Here is a 22909-nt window from a genome sequence, read left to right as displayed (position 1 = left end):
TTAGCCCCGTTATGTGTTAAACGTTACCACGCGCCGTAGAAAACCACCAACATCTATCCACACGACCGACGTAATTAGACGTATGCAAACCCAGACGTGGGCCAGGGAACACGTCCCCGCCCTGACGGCCCTGTTGACGGCGGTATCGCTGGCGCTCGTGTTCGGTGCCGTCCTCCAGGTGTTACCCGTCGAGTCGCTCCCGCAACCCGAAGCGCTTCTCGCGGCTATTCCACACGTCAACGCGGTGATTAGCCTTCTCGCTATCGGCACCATCTCCCTCGGCGTCCGTGCGATTCGGCGGGGGAACGTCGAGCGACACCGACGACTCATGGTGAGTAGTTTCGGACTGTTCGCACTGTTTCTCGCGCTGTATCTCTACCGGGTCGCGCTCCTCGGCCCCAGCGAGTTCGCCGGGCCGGAGGTCGTCTACACCTACGCGTATCTGCCGATACTCTTCGTCCACATCGCGCTGGCTATCGTCTGTGTCCCGTTCGTCTTCTATGCGCTTCTCGTCGCCGGCACCCGCCCGGTCGCCGATATCTACGAAACCGCCCACCGCAAGGCCGGCCGAATCGCCGCGAGCCTGTGGCTGATTTCGTTCAGCATGGGTCTGATAATCTACGCACTACTGTATCACGTGTACTGACGGGCGGCGTCAGTCGTCGTCGCTGGCGACACCGGCCTGTGCGCCGTCGATGGTTGGACGAACTACGTCGCGGTCGGTCGACTCCCCGTCGATATCGTAGGGGTATTCCCCCGTCACACAGCCGAGACAGAGGTCCGCACGGGACTCGTCGAGCGCCTCGGCGATGGCGTCGATGGAGAGATACGACAGCGACGCCGCATCGATTTTCTCTCGGATGTCGTCGGTGTCCTTCCCCGCGGCGATGAGCTCCTCACGGGAGGCCATGTCGATGCCCATGTAACACGGGGCGACGATAGCCGGTGCGCCGATGCGCATGTGGACCGCCTCGGCGCCCACGTCGTTGAGCAACTCGACCAACTGCGTCGAGGTGGTCCCGCGGACGATGGAGTCGTCGATGACGGTGACGGTTTTCCCCTCGACCACGTCGCGGATGGGGTTGAGTTTGAGCCGGACCGCCCGTTCGCGGGCGTCCTGTGTCGGCATGATGAACGTCCGGCCGACGTAGCGGTTCTTCATCAGCCCCTCGGCGAACTCCACGTCGGCGTCGTCCTCCTGGGCGGCCTCGGCGTACCCGGAGGCGAAGGCCCGCCCGGAGTCCGGTACCGGAAGCACCACGTCGGTTTCGACGCCGCTTTCCTCCCAGAGTTTGCGGCCGAGTTCGCGCCGAACGTCGTAGACGAGGTTGCCGTCGATGCGGGAGTCCGGGCGCGCGAAGTAGACGTGTTCGAAGAAGCAGTGTGCCGTATTTTCCTGTTCTACGAGTTGATAGGAGTCGAAGCCGTCGCCGTCGGGACCCAACACGACGAGTTCGCCCGGTCGGACGTCGCGAACTAGCTCGCCGTCGAGAACGTCGATGGCGGCCGATTCGGAGGTGATGATGTAGCCGTCGTCGAGTTTTCCGATACAGAGGGGTCGATTGCCCTGGGGGTCACGAAGGCCCAACACGGTGTCGTCGTGGGTAATCGTCAGCGCATACGAGCCGTGGATGCGGCTCATCGTCCGCTTGACGGCCCGAACGAGGTCCGCTTCGAGGAGGTTCCGCGCGAGGTCGTGGGCGATGACCTCCGTGTCGCCGTCGCTGGTGAAGGCGTGGCCGCTTTCGGCGAGTTCCGTCCGGACCTCGTCGGCGTTGACGAGGTTCCCGTTGTGGCTCAAGCCGAGCGACCCGGATTTGAACGACACCGAGAACGGCTGTGCGCAACTGGAGTCGACGCTGCCGGCCGTCGGATAGCGGACGTGGCCGATACCCGTCGACCCGTTCAACGAATCGAGGTCACCCTCCTCGAAGGCGTCGCCGACCAGCCCCATCTCGACGTGGCTGTGCTGTTGGAAGCCGTCGTGGGTGACGATACCCGCCGACTCCTGGCCCCGGTGTTGGAGCGCGTACAGTGCGTAGTACAGCGGTCGCGCCGCGTCTCGCCCGTCCAGCGAGACGCCGACCACGCCGCATTTCTCCGTCGGCCCCTCCGTGTGCCGCCCGTCTGGCATGGACGATTCTCTGACGGCCACGCGTAAAAACCCACTCCATCGTGCGTGATATGCGGGTAGTCACGGACGTGTATATGCACGTACGTGAACAACAGGGCAACATCGTGGGGTCTCTCGACACCCCCACAGTCGAGTGGCTATCGGAAGTTCGACGGGCGGTGGTGTCTCAGGAGGACGAGTGAGGAGACCGAAGCAGCGGCTACTCGGGAAACGAAAGCGAAAAGCGTCGGTCGTTCGTTACTCGTTCTGCTTGGACTGCCACGCGTAGCTTCGACGCTTTGCGGTCTTGCCGAATCCACAGGAGGCACAGACCTTCTTCCGCGAGTGGTAGGACTTCTCGCCGCAGCGTCGGCACTTCACGTGTGTCGTCTTGTTCTTCTTCCCCTGACTCGGGGTCCCGGCTCCAGTCATGGTTGTATCGAGACGAGGTTATCCCCGCGGATAATGGTTACGTTGTCGCCTTCCTCCAATACGAGGTTCATGTGCTGGTCGTAGCCGGCGAGGACACCGTCGTACACCTCGCCGCCTTTCAGCGTCACACTCACTTCCGAACCAAGGGTCTCTTCGAGCACGTCGAGGGGTCGGTCGGTCATACTGGACGGAGCACGCCCCGACAGTATAAACGCACCGGGTACGGTCACGTTCGGGCCGTACTCACTTGCTCTTCCCTTCGTCTTCCTCGTCGTCCAACCAGTCGTCGGTGCTGTCGAGACGGTTCGTCGCGTACCGACCGACGGTCCGAAGCCGACGCACCTGCGGCAGCCGTCTGACCGTCACCGCCAGCGACGACGCACCGAGCAAGCCCATGAACAACAGTCCGAGCGCCAGGAACGGGTCGTCGGCCGTCCACCGGTCGATAGCGAAAAAGAAGAATCCGATGGAGAAGGCCGCCTCGATTTTCGCCTCGAGCAGCGATATCATCTCGTCGAACTGCTCGAGTCGGTCGTCGACGGCGTCGAGGGCTGCCTCCGCATCCCGGACTGCCCGTTCGGCATCGTTCTCCACCTGTTCGACGTGTTCCAGTCGCTCGTCGACGTCGGCGACCAGACGCTCGACGTCGGTCAGCGCGTCGACGAACCCCTCGTCTCGGAGCACCTGTAGTATACGGAGCATGTTCCCCAAATCGGAGCTCATACCCAACCCAGCGGCGCCCGACGTATCGTGGTTTGGGTCGTGTCCACATCCCGCTCGTTCACACGTCGGCGGTGAACGGCGCGAACGACTCGGCACGGACGGCGACCGCCGCGAGCAACTCGGCGGCGGCTTCGAGGTCAGCGAGGTCGACCATCTCGACGGGGGTGTGCATGTAGCGGTTCGGCAGGCCGACGTTCAGCGAGGGGATGCCACCCCGAGTGGTGTAGAAGGCGTCCGCGTCGGTGCCGCTGAAACTGCCCGAGGCCTGCAGTTGTACGTCGATGCCCTCGTCTTCCGCAACTGTTCGAGTCGCCTCGACGAGTTTGGGGTGGTTGGCGCTACCGCGAGCGACGACTGGTCCCGCCCCCAACTCGATGCCCGTCGAGCGGTCGCCGGGCGATTCCGGTTGGTCGGTGGCGTGGGTCACGTCCGTCGCCACGACGGCGTCCGGTTCGAGGTCGAACCCGACCATTTTCGCACCCTTGAGCCCGATTTCTTCCTGGACGGTCGAGACCGCGTACACCGTCGATTCGTGGTCCGTCTCGGCCACCCGACGGAACGCCTCGGCCGCAGCCCAGATGCCGACGCGGTTGTCCATCCCGCGGGCCGCGAGTCGGTCACCCTCCAATTCGGCGATGTTCGTGTCGAAGGTCACGGGGTCACCGATATCGACCAACTCCCGGGCGGCGTCGCCGTCCTCGACGCCGATGTCGACGTGCTGTTCGTTGATTTCGTCGTACTCGTCGCTCGCGGTGTCCCGGAGATGAATCGCCACCTGCCCGATGACGCCGTTGAGCGTCCCCTCGGCAGTGTGAATCCGGACGTGCTGGCCTCGCGTGACCGTCTTGTCAGAGCCGCCGATACTGGAGAGTTTCAGGAATCCGTCGTCGGTGATGTCCCGGACCATCAGCCCGATTTCGTCGCCGTGGCCGGCAATCGCAATCGACGGCCCGTCGCCAGACCCCTCTGAAACGGCGACCGCGTTCCCGTAGGCGTCGACGCGCGTTTCGTCGGCGAAGGGGTCGACGTAGTCGAGCCACCGTCGCTGTCCGGCCGTCTCGAACCCCGAGGGGGTCGCAGTCGACAGCAACGCCTCGAGGAACGCTCGCCGTTCGTCGTCCATACCCACGAACCGACGGGCAGACACAAGAACGTCTCGACCGGCCGTATCAACCTATAAGTCCCTCTCCGGCGAACGTGTAGTATGGCCAAATTCACGTTTCTCGAGGTTCATTTCACGGACTCCGAATTGAGCGCGACGAAGGGGTACGACAGCGGCGAGAAGGAGGTCTCGGCCGCCGAGGAACCACTCGAGGAGTCCTCCGGGTCGAAGAAAGGGGGCGCCATCGCCGCCATCGTCGGGCTCGTCTTCCTCGTCGCCGTCGCCTACGTGGTCAAGACGAAGGTTCTCGACGACGAGGAGTCGACGTTCGAGTTCGAGGACGACGCCGACGAACTCGACGATATCGACGCCTGACTCGTCGGACCGTCGTAGTCCGTATCAGTCCGCAGCCAGCGGCGGGAGACTGCGTTCGATGCTTTCTCGGTCCGCCTCGAGCCACGGTGGAAGCTTCAACTCCGACCCCAACTCCGCGAGCGGTTCGTCGGCGTCGAACCCGGGACCGTCCGTCGCGAACTCGAACAGCACGCCACCGGGTTCCCGGAAGTAAATCGACCGGAAGTACCGTCGGTCCTTCTGTGGCGTCACGCGCAGGCCCGTTTCGGCGAGTTCCTCGCGCCACGCCATCTGGGCGTCGTCGTCGGAAACCCGGAAGGCCACGTGGTGGACGGTGCCCGCACCCTGCATCCCCGTCGACGCCTCCGGGTCGTCGAGTACGTCGACGAACGCCGCGCGGTCGCCCGCACCGGCGAATCGGGTTCGGTGGCCGGTCTCCTCGAGGCGTTCGTACCCCATCGTCTCCAGTACGTCGACGGTCGCCTCGGCGTCGGCCGACAGCAGCGTGACGCCGTGGAACCCGCGGATGGCGTGTTCGACCGGGACGTCGCTTCCGTCCCACGGTTCGATGTCGGTGGCGCCGGTGACCAACTCCAGCGGTTGTCCGTCGTGGTCGTAGAACGGGAGGACGTGCTCGTCGAAGCGTTCCTCGACGGCGTCGTACTCGACCCCGTGGTCGTCGAAGCGCTCCTGCCAGTAGTCGAGACTCCCCTCGGGGACGACGAACGCCGTCGCCGAGGTCTGTCCTCGGCCGACCGACCCGCGCTGTCCGGCGCCGAACGGGAAGAACGTCAGAATCGTCCCCGGCGAGCCGACTCCGTCGCCGTAGTAGAGGTGATACGTCGTCACGTCGTCGAAGTTGACGGTTTTCTTCACCAGCCGGAGCCCGAGTACGTCGGTGTAGAAGTCGACGTTCTCCTCGGGGTCGCTGGCGATGGCCGTCACGTGGTGGAGTCCGGAGATAGCCTCGGGCATAGTGTATCTATGTTACCTAGTTACGAGTTGTAGGGTTAAATCGGTTCGCGCACACCGACGCAATCAGGTGACGAGCGTGTTACTGGAGTGGCTCAGATGTCGAGTATCTCTCGGGCGTCGTCGGGCGTCGCGACGGGGCGTTGGAGGGTTTCCGCGAGCGTCGCCGCCCGCTCGACCAGTTGGGCGTTCGTCGCGAGTTCACCCTGCCGGAAGTAGCGGTTGTCCTCCAGGCCGACGCGGACGTGGCCGCCGAAGACGATGCCCATCGCGCCGAAGGGGAGTTGGTGCTGGCCGAATCCGAGGGTGTTGAACTGTGCTCCCCGGGGGAGGTGATTGACGAGCGACCGGAACGTGTCGGGCGTCGGCATCGCGGTCGTGCCGCCGCCGAAGATGAGCGTCGTGTAAATCGGCTCCTCGAGGAGGTCCGGCCGCCGGTCGAGCAGTTCGTGGACCTCGTTGAGGTGGCCGCCATTGAACACCTCCATCTCGGGTTTGATTCCCCGCTCTCGCATCTCCTCGGCGAGCGATTCGACGAGGCCGCGGGTGTTCTCGGAAGTGAGGTGCTGATAACGGTTGAGCGGCCCCATGTCGAGAGAGGCCATGTCTGGGGCGGGGTCGGTCCGGAGCGGTTCGTGTCGGATATCGTCGGGGGCGCCCGTCCCGCCGGTGGAGTGCTGGACGATGAGGTCCGTCCGCTCCCGGACTGCATCGGTCAGTTCCTGAAATCGCTCACGCGAAAACGAGCGTTCGCCGTTCTCTCGACGAGCGTGGAGGTGGACGACCGAGGCACCGGCGGCTTCACACGCCTCGGCGGCGTCGGCTATCTCCTCGGGCGTCTCCGGGAGATGGGGACTGGCCTCCTTGCCGTGGACGCCACCGGTCAGCGCCGCGGTGATGACGACCGGGTCGCCGGCGAGGTAGTCGTCGTAGCTCATCGCTCAGCGTTTCGGTAGAACTCACAATCGGTCGTGTGGTCCAACTCGTAGCGGTCGTTGCAGATGTCGGCACGCATCGGTTGGACGAACGCGTCGACGGCGGTACAGTAGGCGCGTGCGGTCTCGAAGGAGCGCTCCTCGTCGGCCTCGCGGTACTCCAGATACGGACAGGCCATACCCGACCGACGGCCGGGTTTCACATAGTCGTTTGCTGACACCGGTGTTACCGGTATCGACTACAGACCAATTCCGCTCGGGAGTTCCGCGGTGTCGAGGGTATCGGACACGTCGACCGACCCGAGGCCATCCAACTGGGTCCCGACCGGTCCGAGGCGGTCGTCCATCAGCGTCTCGAGTTCGGCAATCGGCGTCGTCATCAGATACTTCCGGGAAAGGCCGTCGATGATGTCGAGTTCCGCCGCCAACCGCTCCGGCATCGCCGCCTCCTGAACCGCCTCGGGAAGCACGTCGAGCGAGAGGTCCGTCTCCGTTGGGTCGACAGGGGTCGGGTACCCCGGTTGGTTCGGTGGCCCGCCCGGACGGAACTTCTGGGGCGGCGCACCGGAGGTGGCACCGTGGGGACCGTCCGGCGTCGGGTAAATCCACGAGTGCATCATCGGCGCCGTATAGCAGGGCAACATCACGTCGCCTTCGGCGGCGTCCTGCTCGTGGACCTGCCGGTAGTACCACCACGCGAACCGGCCCGCAACGCCATCGTGGGGGTGATACGGGAAGCACTCCCCGCAGTCGTTTTCGTACCCCCAGGCGTCTCGGACCTCCATGAGTTCGTCCTCCTCGCTCCGCCAGTGTACCTCTCCCTCCTCGGCGGCGACGTACATCGGGCCGATTGGCTTCCACCACTCGTTGTCGAGGATAATCGAATCAGGGCGGAGCGGATTCGGTTCGTAGTGGTTGTCACCGATGTACCCCGGATTCAGCCAGTGGGAGACGCCACCGGTCGCACCGGGGGTGACGACATCGAAGTAGGGAATGTATCCCCGAGCGAGGAGCGTTCCAACGTCGTTGTACACCTGCGTGAGCGATTCCCGAGAGGCTTCGATGATATCCTTCGTCGGCTGTGGCCACTCCGTACACTCCGGCCACACCTCGTTGATTCGCTCGATGTCCGGGTCGTCGGTGTCTACGTCACAGTGTTCCAGCCCGGTTCCGCCGGGACAGCCCCCCCATCGCCGCGTTGACGTGATGCATCGTATGTCCCGATGGGAACTCGGTGTGGGGATGGTCCGGACAGAGGAGGTACTGATTCAGCGGGTCGCTGTGTTCTTCGTCGTCGTGGTCCCCACCGCCGTGGTGTCCGCCGACAGTCTCGTAGGCACACTCGTCGTGGTCGTCGCCGTGGCCGCCGTGGCCGCGTCCGTTTCCGTTGTCGTGTTCTCCGGCTGCCGTCCCGACGAGAGCGACCCCCGCGGCCGTTCCACCGCTCAGACGCAACACCTGCCGCCTCGAAAGCCCGTCTTTGTGGTTCGGTGACATACGCCTCGTTTGTTACCAAGCGGGTGGATAACTCTTCAGTCGCATATCTGCAGTCGGGACGGTGGAACGCGATTGCTGGTCGGTACCGAACCACATTCCCCGGGCATGTCCGCCAGAAGCCCCTTTCGGTGAGAAAATCACCGTGTCACCATGCGAGCCGTTACCCTTCGGGTATCCTCCGAACAAGGGTGGTTCGGGCCGTTCCATCGCGGCGTCGTCGAGTCACCGGACGTGTCGCTGCAGGCCCTGCACGAACTCCGGTTGCTCGACGACGGGTCGACGGTGCTCCTCTATGAGTACGTCGGGAGCCGAGCGGCCGCCGAGCAGCTGGCCGAGGAGTGCATCGACGGCGACGACGCCTGGCAAACCGGCCGCATCGACGGCAACGAGTGGATGTTCGCCCACGCGGAGCCAAGCGGCCTTCTGCGGAGCCTTCTGGGCCTCCTCGGTACGCGTCGAATTGCCGTCGACTGGCCCGTCACGTTCCGGAGTGACGAGACGGCAGAGGTGACGCTCATCGGTGACGACGAGGAACTGCGCCGAAGCCTCGGCGACGTTCCCGAGAGCGTCTCGGTCAGTGTCGAACGAACCGGCGAGTACCGCTCGGAATCCGAGCGACTGTTGGCGGAGTTGACCGACCGAGAGCGACACACCCTCGCCGTGGCCGTCGAGTTGGGATACTACCGGAACCCCCGTGCGGCGAACTACGCGGACATCGCCGCAGCGCTGGACTGCTCGACGGGCACCGTCGGGACCCATCTCCGGAACGCGGAATCGAAAGTGATGCAAGCGCTGTCCGGCCGAGAGGAGTGTCGGGACACCGAGTCGGCTCTCCCGACGTCTCGCTGACCCGGAAACTCTTTGCCGTGTCGTCGGCTAGCAGTCCTGTGAGTCTCTTTCGCGCCGTCCGTGCGGTCGCCGACGCCGAGGGCGACGGACCGGTGGACTGGAGTGCCGTCGGGAACGCCGCCCGTGCAGCGACCGAACCGGGCGATTTGACCCTCTCGGAGGCTGAACATCAGGGGTACGCCGACGACGTGGCGGACGCCCGCGACGGCATTCGAGAGGCCGCCGGCGTCGACTTCGACCTTCCACACAGCGTCCAGGTCCAGAACCGCCACCACTGGATAGACGCCAACCTCGCAACCTTCGAGCGACTGCTCGGCCCGCTCGAGGAACAGGCCTCGCTGGCGCCGTCGTTGGCACGCTCTGCGAACACCGGGTCGATGGCGCTGACGCTTGGCTTCCTCGCGAACAACGTCCTCGGGCAGTACGACCCGCTGTTGCTCGGCGACGGCGACCACGAACTCTACTTCGTCCACCCGAACATCGAGTCGGTCGCGACGGTGCTGGACGTCGACCGCGACCGGTTTCGGCGATGGATTGCCTTCCACGAGGTTGCCCACGCCGCGGAGTTCGGGGCCGCCCCGTGGCTCGCGCCGCATCTCGAAGACGCGATGGAAGAAACCGTCTCGAAACTCGCCACCGGCGAGTTCGACCGCGAGGCGCTGGGCGAGCTCAACGTCACCATGACGGCCGTCGAGGGGTACGCCGAACTCATAATGGACCGCGCCTTCGACCGCGAGTACGAGGACCTCAGGCAGAAACTCGACGACCGTCGACGGAACGTCGGCCCCGTTTCGTCGCTGATTCGCCGCCTCCTCGGCTTCGGGATGAAACGCGAGCAGTACGAACGTGGGAAGGAATTCTTCGATGCCATCGCCGACGCGCGTGGCGTCGCCGGCGCCGCCGTCGTCTGGGAGGACCCCGCGAACCTCCCGACCGACGCGGAGTTGGACGACCCCGACGCGTGGCTCGCACGCGTCGCCTGACGAGGGGCCCGACCGTCGGGCCCGCCGAACGAATAAGTACTCCGACGGCGTAGTTCGTGCTAGCGATGAACACACTCGTGTGGCTCCTGCTCGGCGTCGCCGCGCTCGTTGCCGTCCACATGAGCATTCTCCTGTACCTGTATCGGGAGACGGCGACCGACTCCAGTGGCCAGACCGCCGAACCCGCCACCACCCACGAGCGCGAGCCGCGCGCGGAAGGCCCCGATAGGACGGTGTGTCCGACCTGTGGCGCCCCGAACGACCCCAGCTATCGCTTCTGTCGACGCTGTATCAGTGACCTCTCGGCCGGAAAAACGACCGCGAGCGGCGACGGACCGACCGAACGCCTGGGGAGTTGAGCGGAACCTACCGCGGTTCGAACGCCGGTGCGACGTAGCCGTCGTCGTCCTCGGTGAACCCCGAGACTTCGACGGTGTCACCGATTCCGACCTCGCCATCGGAGAGTCGCCCCATCACGCGCGCCTCGCCGAGGTCGACGACGGCGACCTGATAGCCGCGTTCCTCGACGCCGACCGGCGGGACGTTGATGGTCGTCTCGGTGTAGACGACGCCCTCGGTCGGGAGTTCGACTGTTTCGAGGGCTCTGGAACCGCAGTGTGGGCAGGCGGCCTTCGGGGTCCCCTGAGTCTTCCCGCAGTCCGAACACGTCTGTCCGAGGAGTTCGCCGGACTCGACCGCGTCGCTCCACTCGCCGTGTGTGAGTCGGTCGCTCATTGGCGGACCTCCATGACCGTGACGACGGTGGTGGCAGCGTCCCCGCCGAGGTTGTGTGCGACGGCACTGTCGGCGCCGTCTATCTGTCGCTCCCCCGCCGTTCCGCGGAGTTGCTCGGTCAACTCGACGAGTTGGGCGGTACCCGTCGCACCGATGGGGTGACCCTTGGCCTTCAGACCGCCGGAGGGGTTGATTGGCACGTCGCCGTCCCGTGCCGTCCGGCCCGCCTCGGCGGCGGGACCGCCCTCGCCGTCCTCGACGAGTCCCAACGCCTCGCTGGCGAGGATTTCCGCGCCGGTGAAACAGTCGTGCACTTCGGCGAAATCCATCTCCGCAGCCGAGGTGTCAGCCTGCTCGTAGGCTTGGGCGGCCGCGTCGCGGGCAGCCTGGGTGACGTGTGGGGTGTCCTTGTCTCCGATGGGTACCACGTCCGTCGCGTGGCCGACGCCAGAGACGTCGACGGGGGCGTCGTAGGAGTCGGCCAGTTCGTCGCTGACGACGACGACGGCGCTGGCGCCGTCGGAGAACGGACAGCAGTCCATCAGTCGGAACGGGTCGGCGACGATGGGGCCGTCGAGGGCCTCCTCGACGGTCGTCTCCTTGCCGAAGTGGGCGTTGGGGTTCAACGCGCCGTTGCCGTGGTTCTTCACGGCGACTTCCGCGAGTTGCTCCTCGGTCGTGCCGTACTCGTGCATGTGGCGTTTGGTGAACAGCGCGAAGACGCCCGGGAAGGTCAGTCCCGTCGGCTGTTCGTACTGCCGGTGGGATGCGGAGGCGAAGATGCGGGTCATCGCCGCGGTGTCCTGTCCGGTTTCGGGGGTGCAGCGCTCGACGCCGCCGACCAAGACAACGTCGTGGATGCCGGCGTCGACCGCCTCGACGGCGTTCTTGAACGCGTTCGAAGAGGTCGCACAGGCGTCCTCGAAGCGCTGGACCGGAACGCCGGCCATCCCGACGTGGGAGGCGAGTTTCGGGCCGAGGTGGGTGTCGTTTTCGGCCTGTCCGCTCATCGCGTTGCCGAAGTAGAAGGCGTCTATCTCGGACGGTTCGACGCCTGCATCGTCGAGTGCGGGGAGCGCCGCTTCGCCGAACAACTCCTGGAGTGGTTTGTCGTGGACGCCGAACTTCGTCATGCCGGCGCCGACGACTGCTGCGCGTGCCATACTTCACCGTGGGGGAGTGTGACTTATAACGGATGCGGAACTGAAACTGTCATTTCCGGCGGTACTCCCGGTTCGACGCCGGCGACAGCGCCTCCGTGTCGGGGAACAGATACCACACGAGCGCCATCCCGACGAGCAGGCCGATTGCAATCGCCCCCGCAACGACTTCGATGGAGGCGTCGCCCTGTAGCGTTATGAGGCCCGCCGAGGCGCCGACGAGCAGGACGGACCCGATTTTTAGCTTGCGCATCGTCCGCTCGCGGTCCTCGTCGGAGATGGGGCCGACCATCAGTTCGTCCCCCCCTCGGTCGAAACATGCATCCCGACGAACCGCCAGTCGGTGCCGAGGTCGGCGTCGTCGCCGCGTCGTTCGAGCGTGCCGCTCCAGCGGGTTTCGAACTCATAACGGATACCGCGTTCGAGGCTGTTCCAGGCCATGAACACGTCGTCGGAGAACCACGCGTGCTCGTCGCGTTCGGTGACGGCCAGTCGGTCGCTGTCGACGACCCAGCCATCGGTCGTCTCGGTTTGCTCGCGGAGGCCGGCTTCGACCTCCTCGTACCCCGTCAGTCGCTCGCCGATGCCGAACTTGACGGTCGACTCCTCGCGGGCGAAGAACGGATACAGCGGCTCGCCCACCCGGAGCGCGTCGTAGTAGGCCCGAATCGTCGACTCGGCGTCCATGCCAGCGCTTTGATTGGCGGGAACTTACTCCTACTGATTGCGAATCGGGGCTTGCGGGAGAAATCGAGGTGATAACTGTAAATCGACCGAATTGACAGGGGCCGGACTGATTTACAAACCACCATTCATTCGTCTGTCTATCGGTATAGAATTGCCATTACGTGTTATTTGTGTCGAGTATAGATTCAATCGTACAAATATCATTACGTCCTTAAGGTCATAGGAGTGTTTTAACATTATCGTTCATTAACTTTATTATCCCTCACTGTTGTTCATGGAGTACAGCGCGAAAGCGCCCGACGACACATGACCCGCTACACCGACGAAACCAACACCGGCGCGCCGATGGTCCCGATTAAGACCGACGAGTCCACTCCCTCGACCCTCGAAGCGGAGACCCTCGAAGAGACCGTATTCAGCCACCGCCTCTGAGCAATCGTTTCGGTATTCTACCGTTTTCACGCCGTCCAGCGACGGCCGACTTCGAAACCGCGAAAGCCGTCAGTCGTTGGCCGGCGCCGCCTCGACTAGCGACTCCGGTTCGACGCTGGCGTAGTGGGCGACGGCGGCGAAGTTCTCGTCGTCCATCGCGAAGCGGTCGCCGGAGGCGACGCCGTAGGCTTCGTCGTCGCCGAAGCGCGTCTCGACGAACCGCTGGGCGACGAGGGCCTTTCGGCCGTCGTCTTCCTCGTCGATTTGCCACTGGGCCTCCTCCAGCAGGAGAGCCGCGCTGACCACGTCGAAGATGAGGTCGGCCAGTCGCTTGGCGTGATATTGGGCGTAGTCGCCGTCTTCGGTCGCCATCGTCGCCAGCGCGTTCTGGAGTTCGAGGAACTCGGCTTCGACATCGTCGGCTAGCTCCTCGAGGAGGGGGTGTTCGACGCCGTCGAGTTTCTCCTGGACGTACGGGAGCAGCGCCTCGTGGGCGTTCTCGCGGTTGAGCGCGCGCAACACGTCCAACGCGAGGATGTTCGAGGGGCCCTCCCAGATGGGAAGCACCTGTGCGTCCCGCAGCAGGCGCTCGGTGGTGTGTTCCCGCACGTAGCCGTTCCCGCCGAGGATTTCCATCGCGTACGACGCCGTGTCGACGGACATCCGCGCTGTCTTGTACTTCGCGATGGGGATGAACAGCCGCATCAGTTTGTACGCATCGGAGTCGTCGCCCTGCCGTTCCCGCTCGTCCAACAGACGCGCACCCTCGAAGGAGAAGACGGTTCCCGCCTCGTAGTCGACGGACATGTCCACGAGGTCCCGACGCATCAGAGGGTACTCGTCGATGGGGTTGCCGAAGGCCTCGCGGTCCGCAGCGCGAACTTTCGCCTCCAGCAGCGCCCGGCCCATGATACCGATTGCGCCCGTCGCGTTCGTCAGGCGCTCGAAGTTCATCATCTCGGCCATGTATTTGAACCCCTCACCCTCCTCGCCGACGAGGTACGCTTCGGCGCCCTCGAACTCGATTTCGCCGGTCGGCACCGAGATGGTACCGAGTTTGTCCTTCAGCCGGCGGAAGTGTGATTCGTTGACCTCGCCGTTCGGTTTCGTCCGCGGGACGAGGAACAACGACAGCCCCTCGGTTCCCTCGGGAGCGTCGGGCGTCCGCGCCAACGCGAGTGCGCCCTCGGCGTCGATGTTCGAACAGAACCACTTCTCGCCGTACAGTTCGTAGACGCCGTCCTCGTCGGTTCGCTCGGCGCGAACTTCGTTTGCACCCACGTCGGAGCCGCCCTGTTCTTCGGTGAGGAACATCGCCCCTTCGATGTGGTCTTCGAGGTCGCGACTGGTGAGTCCCTGGAAGTACTCCTCCAGTTCGCCGTCGTCGAACTTGTCGAGGACGATGGCTGCGCCGGTCGTCATCGACACCGGACAGCAGAACCCGCCGTCGACGTAGGAGAGCAGCGCCTGCATCATCAGGGTGTGGCTCAGCCCGACCGGCTCGTCGCGGCCCGGCGGCGCGTGGAAGGCGTCGTGGGTGACGCCGAACTCCTCGTAGGTGAGTTGCTCCTGTTCCTCGATGAGAGGGTGATACTCCACCTCGTTGAGTCGGTTGCCGAACTTGTCGAACGACTGCAGTTCGTGGCCCTCCTTATCGATTCGGTCGGCGGTGTCGGCCATTCGCTCGCCGAGTACCTCGCCGTAACCCGACAGCACGTCCTCGGCCCACTCGTACTCGTCGTCGGGGTAGATACGCCGCGCTTCGAACTGCAGCGTCGGGTCCAACTCCCAGTAGTTGCAGTACCGCCCTTCGTCGTAGTCGCCGTACCGTATCGGGTCGGTCGCCATACCGGGGCGTTTCGAGTCCCGAAGTATAAACCCACGCCGGACGGCCGGAAAACTTCGATTCCGCATTTCACGGTTAAACTAATTGTTCGTTTACACCCGTCCGAAATCATCATACCGACGCCACCGCATGCCTTCGACAGGATGGCCACGAGCGACGAACTCTCGAACGAGGATTTGGACGTGACGGTCGACGACGACGACCTCGTCGTCCGGGCGACCATCGACCGCCCCGACCAGCGCAACGCATTAAACGGCAACGTCATCGACGGCCTCTCGGCCGTCCTCGATTTCGCCGACGACGGGCCCGCACGCGTGGTCGTCATCCGCGGCGCGGAGGGCACCTTCTGTGCCGGCGGCGACATCAAGTCGATGGCAAGCGCCGTCGGACAGGGGTCGAAGGCCTACCGCGAGGGCTTTGCCGGCATGAAACAGCTCATCGAGAAGGCCGTCGACACCGCCGCCCTCACCGTCGCCGCCGTCGAAGGGTACTGTCTGGCCGGCGGGATGGGGTTGGCCGCCGCCTGCGACGTCATCGTCGCCAGCGAGGAAGCCACCTTCGGCACCCCGGAAGTCGACATCGGCATCTTCCCCGCACAGGCGCTCGTCCCCATCATGCGGACGGTCAACGAGAAACAGGCGTTCAAATACCTCTTCACCGGCGAACACTTCGACGCGGAAAAAGCTCAGGACATCGGCTTCGTCACCGACCTCGTCCCCGAGGCGGCGTTCGACGAGGAACTGAACGGCCTCGTCGACGACCTCGTGACCCCCTCGGAGTTCATGATAGAAATCGGCAAGGAGTCGTTCTACAACCAACGCGAGATGAACTTCGACGAGGCGCTGGACTACATGCGCGAGATGGTGACAATGCTGGCGATGAGCGACGACGCCGAGGAAGGGTTCAACTCCTTCCTCACCGATGGCGAACCAGACTGGAAGGGCCGCCCCGACGAGGAATAGCCCGCTAACCGACCGAAACCACACCACGACACAACCATGACCATCGAACAAGACTCAGTCAAAGGCAACGACCCCGACAAAGCAGTAATCAGTGCGTCGCTTACCGGCGCGCTCACCACTCGCGACCAGTGTGAAGCGATTCCCTACACGCCCGAAGAAATCGCCGAAGACGCCGCTGCGGCCCGCGAGAACGGTGCAGCCATCGCACACATCCACGCCCGCACCGACAACGGTTCCCCGACCTTCGACGAGGAGACGTATCAGGAGATATACGACGAGGTGCGCGCCCGCACCGACATCCTCATCAACTTCTCGACGGGGGCGCTCCACGAACCCGTCGACACCCGCGTCAAGTACGTCGAGGGCGTCCAACCCGATATCGCGGCACTGAACATGGGGTCGATGAACTACGCGAAGTACTCCGAATCGCGAGACGACTTCGTCTTCGACATGGTGTTCGAGAACCCCTTCAACGAGATTCGGGAGTTCCTGCAGGCGATGAACGGCAGCGGCGTCAAACCCGAACTGGAGTGTTTCGACACCGGCCACATCGGTAACATCCGACCGTTCGTCGAGTCGGGCGACCTCGAACATCCCATCAACTTCTCGCTCGTGATGGGCGTCCTCGGCGGCATTCCGCCGACCGTCGAGAACCTCGCCCACCAAGTCCGACAGCTCCCCGACAGCGCCAACTGGCAGGTCATCGGCATCTCCAGAGAGCAGTGGCAACTCGTCGCCGCCGCCCTCGCGATGGGGGGCAACGTCCGCGTGGGCCTCGAGGACAACTTCTACCTCCCGAACGGCGAGATGTCGACGAATCCCGAACTCGTCGCCAAGGCTGCAGAGATGACCCGCAACGTCGGCCGTGAACCCGCCACGCCCGAAGAGGCCGCCGACATCATGGAAATCGACGCCGACCACTTCTGAGTCCCCGCTTTCGACGGTATTTTGCTACCGTGGGCCACAATCCCGAGACGTGTCCTCCAGCCCCGCTATCGCCGCCGACGGTCTGACGAAACGCTACGGCTCGACCGCGGCGGTCGACGGCCTCGACCTCTCGATACCACGCGGCAGCGTCTACGGTTTCCTCGGCCCAAACGGCGCCGGCAAGACGACTACGATGCGGCTGCTGACGACGCTGACCCGGCCGACCGAGGGGACCGCATCCGTCTGTGGCGACCCCGTGACCGACCGCGAAGCCGTAATCGAACACGTCGGCTACCTCCCGGAGGTGCCGCCCGTCTACGACGAGTTGACCGCCAGAGAGGGACTGCGCTACGTTGCTGACCTCCGGCGGCTCGGCGATGTCGACGAGCGCATCGACAGCTATCTCGACCGGTTCGGCCTCGCCGACGACGCCGACCGCCGAATCGGCACCTACTCGAAGGGGATGCGACAGAAGACAGCGCTCATTGCGACCGTGCTGCACGACCCCGACGTGGTGTTCCTCGACGAACCGACCAGCGGCCTCGACCCCCGTGCGGCCCGAACGGTCCGTGACCTCATTTCCGACCTCGCTGACGAGGACGTAACGGTGTTCCTCTCGACGCACATCCTCCCGGTCGTCGAGGAACTCGCCGACACCGTCGGCGTCCTTTCGGAGGGCCGCCTCCTGGCTGAGGGGTCGCCCGAATCGCTCCGACAACGCGTCGAAGGCGGCGAAGGGAGTCTCGAAGACGCCTTCCTCGATATCACCGACGGATGGGAGTGAGAACCGACGCCGCCGTCGCGTGGACCGTCGCGCGGACGGAGACCCGCCGCAGCCTCAGGGCGCTCCTGTCGGACCGACGGCAACTCGCCGCACTCGGGGTCGCCATCCTCGCTATGGCACCCGTCCTCGTCGGCGCTGTGCCGTCGCTGTATCTGACCGGCAGAGCGGTCGCAAACGGTGACGTGACGCTGTCGACGACGGTCGTCCGTGGGCAGTTCGTCACCACCTTCGCCGGCCTCGTCGGATTGGGCGTCATCCGGGCGCTCGAACGCGCCTCGACGGTCGACCACGCCGACTACCTCCTGACGGCCATCTCCCCGCGTGCGCTGACCGTCGGCCTCATCGGCGCCGAGTTCCTCCGCACCCTCGGCGTCCTCGGTCCCGTCTTCCTCGTGGTCTATGGACCCTTCCTCTTCGGTCTCGGCGCGCCAGCGATGGGTGGCGTCGCCGTTCTCGCCGCCGTCCCCGCACTGGCCGCAACGCTCACCGTCGGGTACGCCCTCGGCCTGCTCGTTCGACTGGCGGGGCGACGATTCCGAGTAACCAGACGGCGTGGCCAACTGCTCGGCATCCTCGGTGCGGTCGTGCTGGTCGGCGGGACGTTCGCCCTCACGCCGGAGGCACTCGCGTTCGTCCGGTCGCCACCGCCCGTCCTCGCTTCCTTCCCGCTGTCCCCGTACGCCGACCTGTTCGTCCTCGGGACACCGAATGCACCGCCAGTCGGCGTCGAGACGGGGTTCGGTATCGCCGTTGTGTGTTCGCTCACCGTCGTCGGCCTCGCGGCGTCGATACCGCTGTCGACCAGACTGTGGTTCGGTGACCCCAACCGCCGAACCGACACGGCTGACGGCGACGGAACTGTCAGCGTGCCGGGAGTCCTGTCGGGACGGCCCCTCGGGCGAGCGGTGTTCTGGCTGTGGCTCCGCGGCGTTCGCGCACCTACCGGGTTCGTACACTTGCTGTACGTCGTCTTCGCGACGTTCCCGGCGATGGGTTCGCTCGCTGGCGCCGAAGCGCCGCTGTTGTGGCTTCCGCCCGTCGCCCTCGGCGTCGGTGCGTTGTTCGCCGGTGCGACCTTCGGGCTGAATCCCCTCGGCGACGAAGGAGCTGCGCTGCCGACCGTCGTGCTCGCGGGGACGGCCGGCCGGACGCTGGTCCGTGCTCGTATGGCGGCCGGTATCGCGCCGCTGTTGCCACCGGCGTTGATAATCGCCGTCGTCGCGGGCGTCGTCGGTCCGATGACGCTCACGACCGCCGCACTCGTCGTCGCCTTCGGCATCGTCCTGGCGGGGTTCAGTGCCGCACTCGCCGTCGGCCTCGGGACGCTCGTCCCGAACTTCGAATCCCAGCGCGTCTTCGGCGTCGAGGCGGTCCAGCCGACGCCGTGGGCCGTCTTCGGCCACCTCTTCGGCGTCGGTATCGCCGCACTCGTCGGCTTTCTCGCCATCGCCGCCCCGCACCTCTTCGATACGCCCTCGGTCGCCGTTCGAGTCCTGCCGGTCGGGGTAGTTTCGGCGCTCCTCGCAGTCGTCGGGTTCGTGTTCTATCGCTACGCAATCCGGCGGGTCGAGAGGTTCACCTACGAGTGACGAGGGAACTCAGGCCGCCCACTCTAACATACGTGCGTAGAACGGGTCCGTCGAGAGCGCACCCGAATCGCCGACCAACACGAGCGCCTTCTTCGCCCGCGTCAGCGCGACGTTCACCCGACGGTGGTCCTCGAAGATGGGACTGGTGAGGTCCTCCGTAGCGACGAAGGAGATGACGATGACCTCCTTGGCGGAGCCCTGGAACCGGTCGACGGTGTCGACGGCCACGTCCGGCAGTCGGCGCGAAATCTCGGCGACCTGCGCCCGAAACGGCGCGATGACGCCGATGTCGTCGGGGTCGACGCCTGCCTCGCGGAACGACGCGACGACGTCGGCGACGCGGTCGGCCTCGATGGAGTTCGTGTTCCCGTCGGCGACGCCGTCGGGGTCGACAAAGGAGACGGGGTCTCGGAGTTCGGGCGGTAGCGCGTCCGTCGAGACGCCCGGCAAATCGTCGAGTCGCTGGGCCGCGACCTCGCCGGTCGCCGGGCGGAGCGCCCCGTCGTAGAACTCCCGACTGGAGAAGTACTGCACGCGCTGGCTCATCCGGTACTGCTTGTCGAGCATCACGCCGGCGCCCGGATACGCCTCGATGAGCCGCTGGAACAGCGACTCCTGAAGGTCGTTTTCGGCCCGAACGACCGGCGGCAACTGCTGGTGGTCGCCGACCAACACAAACCGGTCTGCGAGGTTCGCCGCGAGGAACGTCCCCGGTTCGGTCAACTGTCCGGCCTCGTCGACGACGGCGGCGTCGAACTGCTGTTCCTTCAGGACGCGCGACCCGCAGGCGGCGGTCGTCGCCGCGACGACGCTGGCGTCCCGAAGCGCCGCGGCGCGCTCTCGGGGGTCACCGGACCGTTCGAGTCGGTACTCCTGCATGTCCTCCCGAACCCCAGTCTCCGACCCCCAGCGGACGATGTCGGTGAATCCCTGCTCTTCGAGCGCCTCGATAGCGTTGTCGACGGCGCGGTTCGTAAACGCCGACAGCAACACGCGCTCGCCGCGGTCGACGAGGGCGCGAATCGTTCGCGCGAGCGTGTAGGTTTTGCCCGTCCCCGGCGGGCCGTGGACGAGCGCGAAGTCCTCGGCGGTGACCGCGAGGTTCACCGCCTCGTTCTGGGCGTCGTTGTTGTCGATGTAGGTTCGGTTCCCCTCGGCGAAATCGGGGTCGCGACGGCCGAACAGCACGTCCTTGCGGTCGGGGTCGCCACGGAGGATGGCGTCGTGAAGTGCCGTCAACTGCCTGTCGACGCCGATTTCGGAGGGATACACGTCGAGGCGCCGGAGTTCGAGCGGTTCGTCGGCGGTGACGACGACCTCCTCGCCCAGTTCCTCGACGGTCGCCAACTCCGCTGTCCCGCGGGTCGGGTGGCCGTCGCTGGCCAGCACGCGGTCGCCTTCGCGTATCTTCGACACCGCCTCGGAGGTTCGTTGGGCCCGCAGTCGCCAGCGGCCGCCCGAAACCGGTTCTCGACCGAGCGGTTCGAGGTCCAGCAGTGCCCGGTCGTCGTCGGCGCGTTCCTCGGCGGATTGCTCCCACAGTTTGCGGTACTCGCGGTGGACTTCCCGACGTTCCTCCTCGATGGCACGGTAGAACCGCTCGAAGTACGTCCGCTCTTCTTCGGGGAGCGGTTGCCCTATTTGGCCGGCTTTCGACTCCTGGTTGAGGCGGCCGGCGACGACCATGCAGGTGTCCTGTTCGAAGCAGTACTCGCATTTGGCGTCGGCCTCGTACCCGGTGGGCACCGTCAGGTCGTACTCTGCGGCGGCGATTTCGTTGCGCTGCCGAAGGACGAACTTCAGGAAGCCGGGGCCGATGGCGAACTCCTTGGCCGGCGAGAGGTCTCCCGATTCCTCGTTTCGGTCCAGCGCCGTGTTCTTCGTGTACAGAAGCGTCCCCGTATCGGGTGCGTCCGCAACACTGTCGGCCAACAGCAGCGCATAACAGGCCGCCTGCACCTTGTCCTGAAATCGAGGGTCACGCGTCGTGTTCTTGCCGGTCTTCAACTCGACGGGCATCCCGCGTCGGACGGCGTCGGCCCGTCCTTTGATGCCGAATCGCTCGGAGATGAGCGTCTGCTCGGAGCGCCACGAGTCCTCGTCGGAGAGGGTTCCCTGCTGGAGCCACCCCTGGATTGCGGCGGCGTTCTGTCGCACGTCGTCGGCGACCGAATCGGCGGTTTCGCCGAGCAATCCCAAATCGAGTGCGGCCTCCGCGACCCGCTCGTCGATGCTGTCGTCGAGGTCCCGGCCACGGAGCAAGTCGCCGAACACCTCGTGGACGACGGTCCCCTTCACGACCGGATACTTCAGCGGAATCCCGCTCAGTTTGTTGAGATAGTAGACGCGGGGACACTGTACCCACCCGCGGATGTCGGTCACGTCGACGAGGAAGTCGGGTTCGACGACCACCAGCGAGTCGCCGGTCGTCGAGTACTGGGTTTCACCGCGGAACTCACGCTGTTCGGCGTCGGTCACGAGGAGGTCCATCCCCTCCTCCAACAGTTCGGCGGTTTCGGTCCACTTCCCCCACAGCGTCACCTGTACCGCCTCGGCGGCACCTCGGTCGGGGCGGACGAGCACTTCGGCGAGTTCGGAGGTCCCGCGACTCGTCTCGACGGTTCGGGGGTCGCGTGCCTCGACGATGGGGCCTCTGATGTTCACATACTCCCCTGCGTCCTCGGCGGAAAAACGCTATCGGTCGTCGAAGCCGACACCTTCTTTCCGTTGCCCCACCGAGAACGCGGTATGCGCGTCCGTGACTGGCAGGACATCCTCGAAGACGTGGTCGACTCGGGGGCCGACCCGGGCGACTGGCGAGCGGTGGCCGGCGACCGTCGCGGCGGCGTCGGCGAGGACATGTTCCTCGGCCACCCCTCGGTCGGCGTCTACCAACTGAAGACCTACGCGAAGAACCCCTTCGAGGTCCAGGGGGTCGGTTCTCGCGTCGCCCGGAAAATCGACGACGACCTCGACCCGCTGTTCCCCGGACAGGACAGCGGCGGCCGCTTCGGCGTCAATCAGGGCATTGCGGACGAAGACGAAGCTAAGGAGCGCGCGAAGGAACTCGAAACCGTCATCGAGACCCACGCGGAAGCGCCGACGACCGGCGACGCGCTGTTCGAAGACGTGATGGAGGCCCTCGACAGCCCCGCACACGGACCGATGGCCTACGACATGTACGACCGCCCCGAGGGTCTCGACGACCTCTCGGAGACGTTCGATGAAGCCGAGGAACTGCTGACGAAGGAACTGGATGACCTCATCGAGGACGAAGACGTGGGCCGCGGCTTCCAGTAGCGATTTATTCGAGATACGCTCGCAACACAGCGCCGAACCCAGCCGCACCGATTCCGAACGTGACGATGCTGCCGACGCCGGTGAGCGTCAGCGCACCGTTGATTGCCGCCCCGACGAGAAGCGGTTTCGGCCAGCCGTCCTCGTGGCCGACGAGTCGGTCGCCGATAGCGAGGAAGGCGATGGCCGCGCCGACGGCCCAGACTAGATACGAAAGCAGGGCGAACGGAATCGCCACAACGATTCCGATGATGGTGATGGCGAGGACGAACGTGACGAGGACGACGAACACCAGACAGACGAGTCCGTAGAGGAACGAGCCGAGCGGATTATCGAGAACGTCCGCCATCCGAACCTCGGTGTACTCGGGGGCGAGAGCTATCATGATGGCCCCGACGACGAGCGTTGTCAGGAAGGCGCCGGCGGCGCTACCAAGCAAGCTGACGAGTGGATTGGCATCGAATTGCGAGCCGATATCGACCTGTACTGCCAGCGGCACCACGGCGCCAAGGGTGGTGGGAATCACACCA

At 65.2% G+C, this 22909-nt stretch carries 28 protein-coding genes; 11 read left to right on the top strand and 17 right to left on the bottom strand.

The features are described 5' to 3' along the window. The first annotated feature begins 82 nt into the window (after positions 1-82). The gene (locus GJ631_RS08310) at positions 83-646 is read left to right on the top strand and encodes a DUF420 domain-containing protein (RefSeq protein WP_156708705.1); all 564 of its coding nucleotides are present in this window, start codon (positions 83-85) and stop codon (positions 644-646) included. A 9-nt stretch (positions 647-655) separates the two neighbouring features. On the opposite strand, the gene purF is transcribed toward GJ631_RS08310, so the two are convergent. The 5 genes from purF to GJ631_RS08285 all read right to left on the bottom strand — a co-directional run bounded on the left by purF (position 656) and on the right by GJ631_RS08285 (position 4391). Beyond that, a complete protein-coding gene (purF, locus tag GJ631_RS08305; protein WP_156708704.1) occupies positions 656-2134 on the bottom strand; it encodes an amidophosphoribosyltransferase in 1479 nt (492 codons plus the stop codon). A 237-nt stretch (positions 2135-2371) separates the two neighbouring features. Next, positions 2372-2545, bottom strand: coding sequence for a 50S ribosomal protein L37e (locus GJ631_RS08300; RefSeq protein ID WP_156708703.1), 174 nt, complete (start codon positions 2543-2545; stop codon positions 2372-2374). Then, positions 2542-2727, bottom strand: coding sequence for an LSM domain-containing protein (locus GJ631_RS08295; RefSeq protein ID WP_156708702.1), 186 nt, complete (start codon positions 2725-2727; stop codon positions 2542-2544). Before GJ631_RS08295 ends, GJ631_RS08300 begins: the two co-directional genes overlap by 4 nt. A 61-nt stretch (positions 2728-2788) precedes the next feature. Next, entirely contained in the window at positions 2789-3268 is a 480-nt protein-coding gene (locus tag GJ631_RS08290) for a hypothetical protein (RefSeq protein WP_156708701.1), read from the bottom strand. Positions 3269-3326: 58 nt separating this feature from the next. Continuing rightward, a complete protein-coding gene (locus GJ631_RS08285; protein ID WP_156708700.1) occupies positions 3327-4391 on the bottom strand; it encodes a M20/M25/M40 family metallo-hydrolase in 1065 nt (354 codons plus the stop codon). 81 nt (positions 4392-4472) lie between these two features. Between GJ631_RS08285 and GJ631_RS08280 the strand changes: the two genes are divergently transcribed. Next, positions 4473-4745, top strand: a complete 273-nt coding sequence (locus GJ631_RS08280) for a hypothetical protein (RefSeq protein ID WP_156708699.1) — start codon at positions 4473-4475, stop codon at positions 4743-4745. 24 nt (positions 4746-4769) lie between these two features. Here GJ631_RS08280 and GJ631_RS08275 read toward each other — a convergent pair whose 3' ends face one another. The 5 genes from GJ631_RS08275 to GJ631_RS08255 form a co-directional block, all read right to left on the bottom strand. Further along, positions 4770-5699: a ring-cleaving dioxygenase gene (locus GJ631_RS08275; protein WP_156708698.1), complete on the bottom strand. Its 930-nt coding sequence runs from the start codon at positions 5697-5699 to the stop codon at positions 4770-4772. A gap of 92 nt (positions 5700-5791) precedes the next feature. Then, positions 5792-6634: a 3-keto-5-aminohexanoate cleavage protein gene (locus GJ631_RS08270; protein WP_156708697.1), complete on the bottom strand. Its 843-nt coding sequence runs from the start codon at positions 6632-6634 to the stop codon at positions 5792-5794. Continuing rightward, on the bottom strand, positions 6631-6810 hold the full coding sequence (locus GJ631_RS08265; RefSeq protein ID WP_156708696.1) for a hypothetical protein: 180 nt from the start codon (positions 6808-6810) through the stop codon (positions 6631-6633). The genes GJ631_RS08270 and GJ631_RS08265 overlap by 4 nt, the downstream gene beginning before the upstream one ends. Before the next feature lie 60 nt (positions 6811-6870). Further along, positions 6871-7740 carry a hypothetical protein gene (locus tag GJ631_RS08260; RefSeq protein WP_156708695.1) on the bottom strand — a complete coding sequence of 290 codons (870 nt, stop codon included), beginning with the start codon at positions 7738-7740 and terminating at the stop codon, positions 6871-6873. Between the two features lie 40 nt (positions 7741-7780). Continuing rightward, on the bottom strand, positions 7781-8128 hold the full coding sequence (locus tag GJ631_RS08255) for a hypothetical protein (protein ID WP_156708694.1): 348 nt from the start codon (positions 8126-8128) through the stop codon (positions 7781-7783). Positions 8129-8278: 150 nt separating this feature from the next. Between GJ631_RS08255 and GJ631_RS08250 the strand changes: the two genes are divergently transcribed. From GJ631_RS08250 to GJ631_RS08240, 3 genes are all read left to right on the top strand, one after another. After that, positions 8279-8977 carry a helix-turn-helix domain-containing protein gene (locus tag GJ631_RS08250; RefSeq protein WP_156708693.1) on the top strand — a complete coding sequence of 233 codons (699 nt, stop codon included), beginning with the start codon at positions 8279-8281 and terminating at the stop codon, positions 8975-8977. A 38-nt stretch (positions 8978-9015) separates the two neighbouring features. Next, the gene (locus GJ631_RS08245) at positions 9016-9960 is read left to right on the top strand and encodes a zinc-dependent metalloprotease (RefSeq protein ID WP_370518599.1); all 945 of its coding nucleotides are present in this window, start codon (positions 9016-9018) and stop codon (positions 9958-9960) included. A 65-nt stretch (positions 9961-10025) separates the two neighbouring features. Next, positions 10026-10319: a hypothetical protein gene (locus tag GJ631_RS08240; protein ID WP_156708692.1), complete on the top strand. Its 294-nt coding sequence runs from the start codon at positions 10026-10028 to the stop codon at positions 10317-10319. A 7-nt stretch (positions 10320-10326) separates the two neighbouring features. Here GJ631_RS08240 and GJ631_RS08235 read toward each other — a convergent pair whose 3' ends face one another. Genes GJ631_RS08235 through GJ631_RS08220 form a run of 4 tightly spaced genes read right to left on the bottom strand, consistent with a single transcriptional unit; the run spans position 10327 to position 12542 of the window. Further along, complete coding sequence (locus GJ631_RS08235; protein WP_156708691.1) at positions 10327-10695, bottom strand: Zn-ribbon domain-containing OB-fold protein; 369 nt, start codon at positions 10693-10695, stop codon at positions 10327-10329. Continuing rightward, positions 10692-11858 carry a beta-ketoacyl synthase N-terminal-like domain-containing protein gene (locus GJ631_RS08230; RefSeq protein ID WP_156708690.1) on the bottom strand — a complete coding sequence of 389 codons (1167 nt, stop codon included), beginning with the start codon at positions 11856-11858 and terminating at the stop codon, positions 10692-10694. The genes GJ631_RS08235 and GJ631_RS08230 overlap by 4 nt, the downstream gene beginning before the upstream one ends. 49 nt (positions 11859-11907) lie before the next feature. After that, entirely contained in the window at positions 11908-12147 is a 240-nt protein-coding gene (locus GJ631_RS08225; RefSeq protein ID WP_156708689.1) for a hypothetical protein, read from the bottom strand. Then, a complete protein-coding gene (locus GJ631_RS08220; RefSeq protein ID WP_156708688.1) occupies positions 12147-12542 on the bottom strand; it encodes a nuclear transport factor 2 family protein in 396 nt (131 codons plus the stop codon). Before GJ631_RS08220 ends, GJ631_RS08225 begins: the two co-directional genes overlap by 1 nt. 306 nt (positions 12543-12848) lie before the next feature. On the opposite strand from GJ631_RS08220, the gene GJ631_RS19225 reads away from it, so the two are divergent. Then, positions 12849-12974: a hypothetical protein gene (locus GJ631_RS19225; protein WP_255453921.1), complete on the top strand. Its 126-nt coding sequence runs from the start codon at positions 12849-12851 to the stop codon at positions 12972-12974. Between the two features lie 69 nt (positions 12975-13043). Here the strand turns inward: GJ631_RS19225 and GJ631_RS08215 are convergent, their stop codons facing one another. Then, positions 13044-14822 carry an acyl-CoA dehydrogenase family protein gene (locus tag GJ631_RS08215; RefSeq protein ID WP_156708687.1) on the bottom strand — a complete coding sequence of 593 codons (1779 nt, stop codon included), beginning with the start codon at positions 14820-14822 and terminating at the stop codon, positions 13044-13046. Between the two features lie 141 nt (positions 14823-14963). Here GJ631_RS08215 and GJ631_RS08210 point away from each other — a divergent pair, with 141 nt between their 5' ends. From GJ631_RS08210 to GJ631_RS08195, 4 genes are read left to right on the top strand one after another with little or no spacing between them, the layout of a single operon-like run. Further along, on the top strand, positions 14964-15782 hold the full coding sequence (locus tag GJ631_RS08210; protein WP_156708686.1) for an enoyl-CoA hydratase/isomerase family protein: 819 nt from the start codon (positions 14964-14966) through the stop codon (positions 15780-15782). Positions 15783-15818: 36 nt separating this feature from the next. Further along, positions 15819-16709: a 3-keto-5-aminohexanoate cleavage protein gene (locus tag GJ631_RS08205; protein WP_156708685.1), complete on the top strand. Its 891-nt coding sequence runs from the start codon at positions 15819-15821 to the stop codon at positions 16707-16709. 49 nt (positions 16710-16758) lie between these two features. Next, positions 16759-17493, top strand: coding sequence for an ABC transporter ATP-binding protein (locus GJ631_RS08200; RefSeq protein WP_370518598.1), 735 nt, complete (start codon positions 16759-16761; stop codon positions 17491-17493). Next, positions 17484-19082 (top strand): hypothetical protein, encoded by a 1599-nt coding sequence (locus tag GJ631_RS08195; protein WP_197424913.1) that lies wholly within the window; start codon positions 17484-17486, stop codon positions 19080-19082. The genes GJ631_RS08200 and GJ631_RS08195 overlap by 10 nt, the downstream gene beginning before the upstream one ends. Before the next feature lie 9 nt (positions 19083-19091). Here GJ631_RS08195 and GJ631_RS08190 read toward each other — a convergent pair whose 3' ends face one another. Then, on the bottom strand, positions 19092-21746 hold the full coding sequence (locus GJ631_RS08190) for an AAA domain-containing protein (protein WP_370518597.1): 2655 nt from the start codon (positions 21744-21746) through the stop codon (positions 19092-19094). An 84-nt stretch (positions 21747-21830) separates the two neighbouring features. On the opposite strand from GJ631_RS08190, the gene GJ631_RS08185 reads away from it, so the two are divergent. Further along, the gene (locus GJ631_RS08185) at positions 21831-22382 is read left to right on the top strand and encodes a hypothetical protein (RefSeq protein ID WP_156708683.1); all 552 of its coding nucleotides are present in this window, start codon (positions 21831-21833) and stop codon (positions 22380-22382) included. Positions 22383-22386: 4 nt separating this feature from the next. Here the strand turns inward: GJ631_RS08185 and GJ631_RS08180 are convergent, their stop codons facing one another. Beyond that, complete coding sequence (locus GJ631_RS08180; RefSeq protein ID WP_370518596.1) at positions 22387-22905, bottom strand: hypothetical protein; 519 nt, start codon at positions 22903-22905, stop codon at positions 22387-22389. Positions 22906-22909: the final 4 nt, after the last annotated feature.

Source organism: Natronomonas sp. CBA1123 (genome assembly GCF_009741925.1).
GTDB lineage: Archaea > Halobacteriota > Halobacteria > Halobacteriales > Haloarculaceae > Natronomonas.
The sequence above is the reverse complement of the archived record's forward strand: the minus strand, read 5'-3'. Positions and strand labels throughout refer to the sequence as shown.

What these genes read in the sequence shown, in the direction of transcription:
- GJ631_RS08205 (WP_156708685.1), top strand. Translation starts at nt 15,819, where the DNA reads ATGACCATCGAACAAGACTCAGTCAAAGGCAACGACCCCGACAAAGCA.
- GJ631_RS08255 (WP_156708694.1), bottom strand. Translation starts at nt 8,128, where the DNA reads ATGTCACCGAACCACAAAGACGGGCTTTCGAGGCGGCAGGTGTTGCGT.
- GJ631_RS08285 (WP_156708700.1), bottom strand. Translation starts at nt 4,391, where the DNA reads ATGGACGACGAACGGCGAGCGTTCCTCGAGGCGTTGCTGTCGACTGCG.
- GJ631_RS08220 (WP_156708688.1), bottom strand. Translation starts at nt 12,542, where the DNA reads ATGGACGCCGAGTCGACGATTCGGGCCTACTACGACGCGCTCCGGGTG.
- GJ631_RS08215 (WP_156708687.1), bottom strand. Translation starts at nt 14,822, where the DNA reads ATGGCGACCGACCCGATACGGTACGGCGACTACGACGAAGGGCGGTAC.
- GJ631_RS08235 (WP_156708691.1), bottom strand. Translation starts at nt 10,695, where the DNA reads ATGAGCGACCGACTCACACACGGCGAGTGGAGCGACGCGGTCGAGTCC.
- GJ631_RS08300 (WP_156708703.1), bottom strand. Translation starts at nt 2,545, where the DNA reads ATGACTGGAGCCGGGACCCCGAGTCAGGGGAAGAAGAACAAGACGACA.
- GJ631_RS08295 (WP_156708702.1), bottom strand. Translation starts at nt 2,727, where the DNA reads ATGACCGACCGACCCCTCGACGTGCTCGAAGAGACCCTTGGTTCGGAA.
- GJ631_RS08250 (WP_156708693.1), top strand. Translation starts at nt 8,279, where the DNA reads ATGCGAGCCGTTACCCTTCGGGTATCCTCCGAACAAGGGTGGTTCGGG.
- GJ631_RS19225 (WP_255453921.1), top strand. Translation starts at nt 12,849, where the DNA reads ATGACCCGCTACACCGACGAAACCAACACCGGCGCGCCGATGGTCCCG.
- GJ631_RS08240 (WP_156708692.1), top strand. Translation starts at nt 10,026, where the DNA reads ATGAACACACTCGTGTGGCTCCTGCTCGGCGTCGCCGCGCTCGTTGCC.
- purF (WP_156708704.1), bottom strand. Translation starts at nt 2,134, where the DNA reads ATGCCAGACGGGCGGCACACGGAGGGGCCGACGGAGAAATGCGGCGTG.
- GJ631_RS08225 (WP_156708689.1), bottom strand. Translation starts at nt 12,147, where the DNA reads ATGGTCGGCCCCATCTCCGACGAGGACCGCGAGCGGACGATGCGCAAG.
- GJ631_RS08230 (WP_156708690.1), bottom strand. Translation starts at nt 11,858, where the DNA reads ATGGCACGCGCAGCAGTCGTCGGCGCCGGCATGACGAAGTTCGGCGTC.
- GJ631_RS08265 (WP_156708696.1), bottom strand. Translation starts at nt 6,810, where the DNA reads ATGGCCTGTCCGTATCTGGAGTACCGCGAGGCCGACGAGGAGCGCTCC.
- GJ631_RS08210 (WP_156708686.1), top strand. Translation starts at nt 14,964, where the DNA reads ATGGCCACGAGCGACGAACTCTCGAACGAGGATTTGGACGTGACGGTC.
- GJ631_RS08185 (WP_156708683.1), top strand. Translation starts at nt 21,831, where the DNA reads ATGCGCGTCCGTGACTGGCAGGACATCCTCGAAGACGTGGTCGACTCG.
- GJ631_RS08195 (WP_197424913.1), top strand. Translation starts at nt 17,484, where the DNA reads ATGGGAGTGAGAACCGACGCCGCCGTCGCGTGGACCGTCGCGCGGACG.
- GJ631_RS08270 (WP_156708697.1), bottom strand. Translation starts at nt 6,634, where the DNA reads ATGAGCTACGACGACTACCTCGCCGGCGACCCGGTCGTCATCACCGCG.
- GJ631_RS08290 (WP_156708701.1), bottom strand. Translation starts at nt 3,268, where the DNA reads ATGAGCTCCGATTTGGGGAACATGCTCCGTATACTACAGGTGCTCCGA.
- GJ631_RS08275 (WP_156708698.1), bottom strand. Translation starts at nt 5,699, where the DNA reads ATGCCCGAGGCTATCTCCGGACTCCACCACGTGACGGCCATCGCCAGC.
- GJ631_RS08280 (WP_156708699.1), top strand. Translation starts at nt 4,473, where the DNA reads ATGGCCAAATTCACGTTTCTCGAGGTTCATTTCACGGACTCCGAATTG.
- GJ631_RS08310 (WP_156708705.1), top strand. Translation starts at nt 83, where the DNA reads ATGCAAACCCAGACGTGGGCCAGGGAACACGTCCCCGCCCTGACGGCC.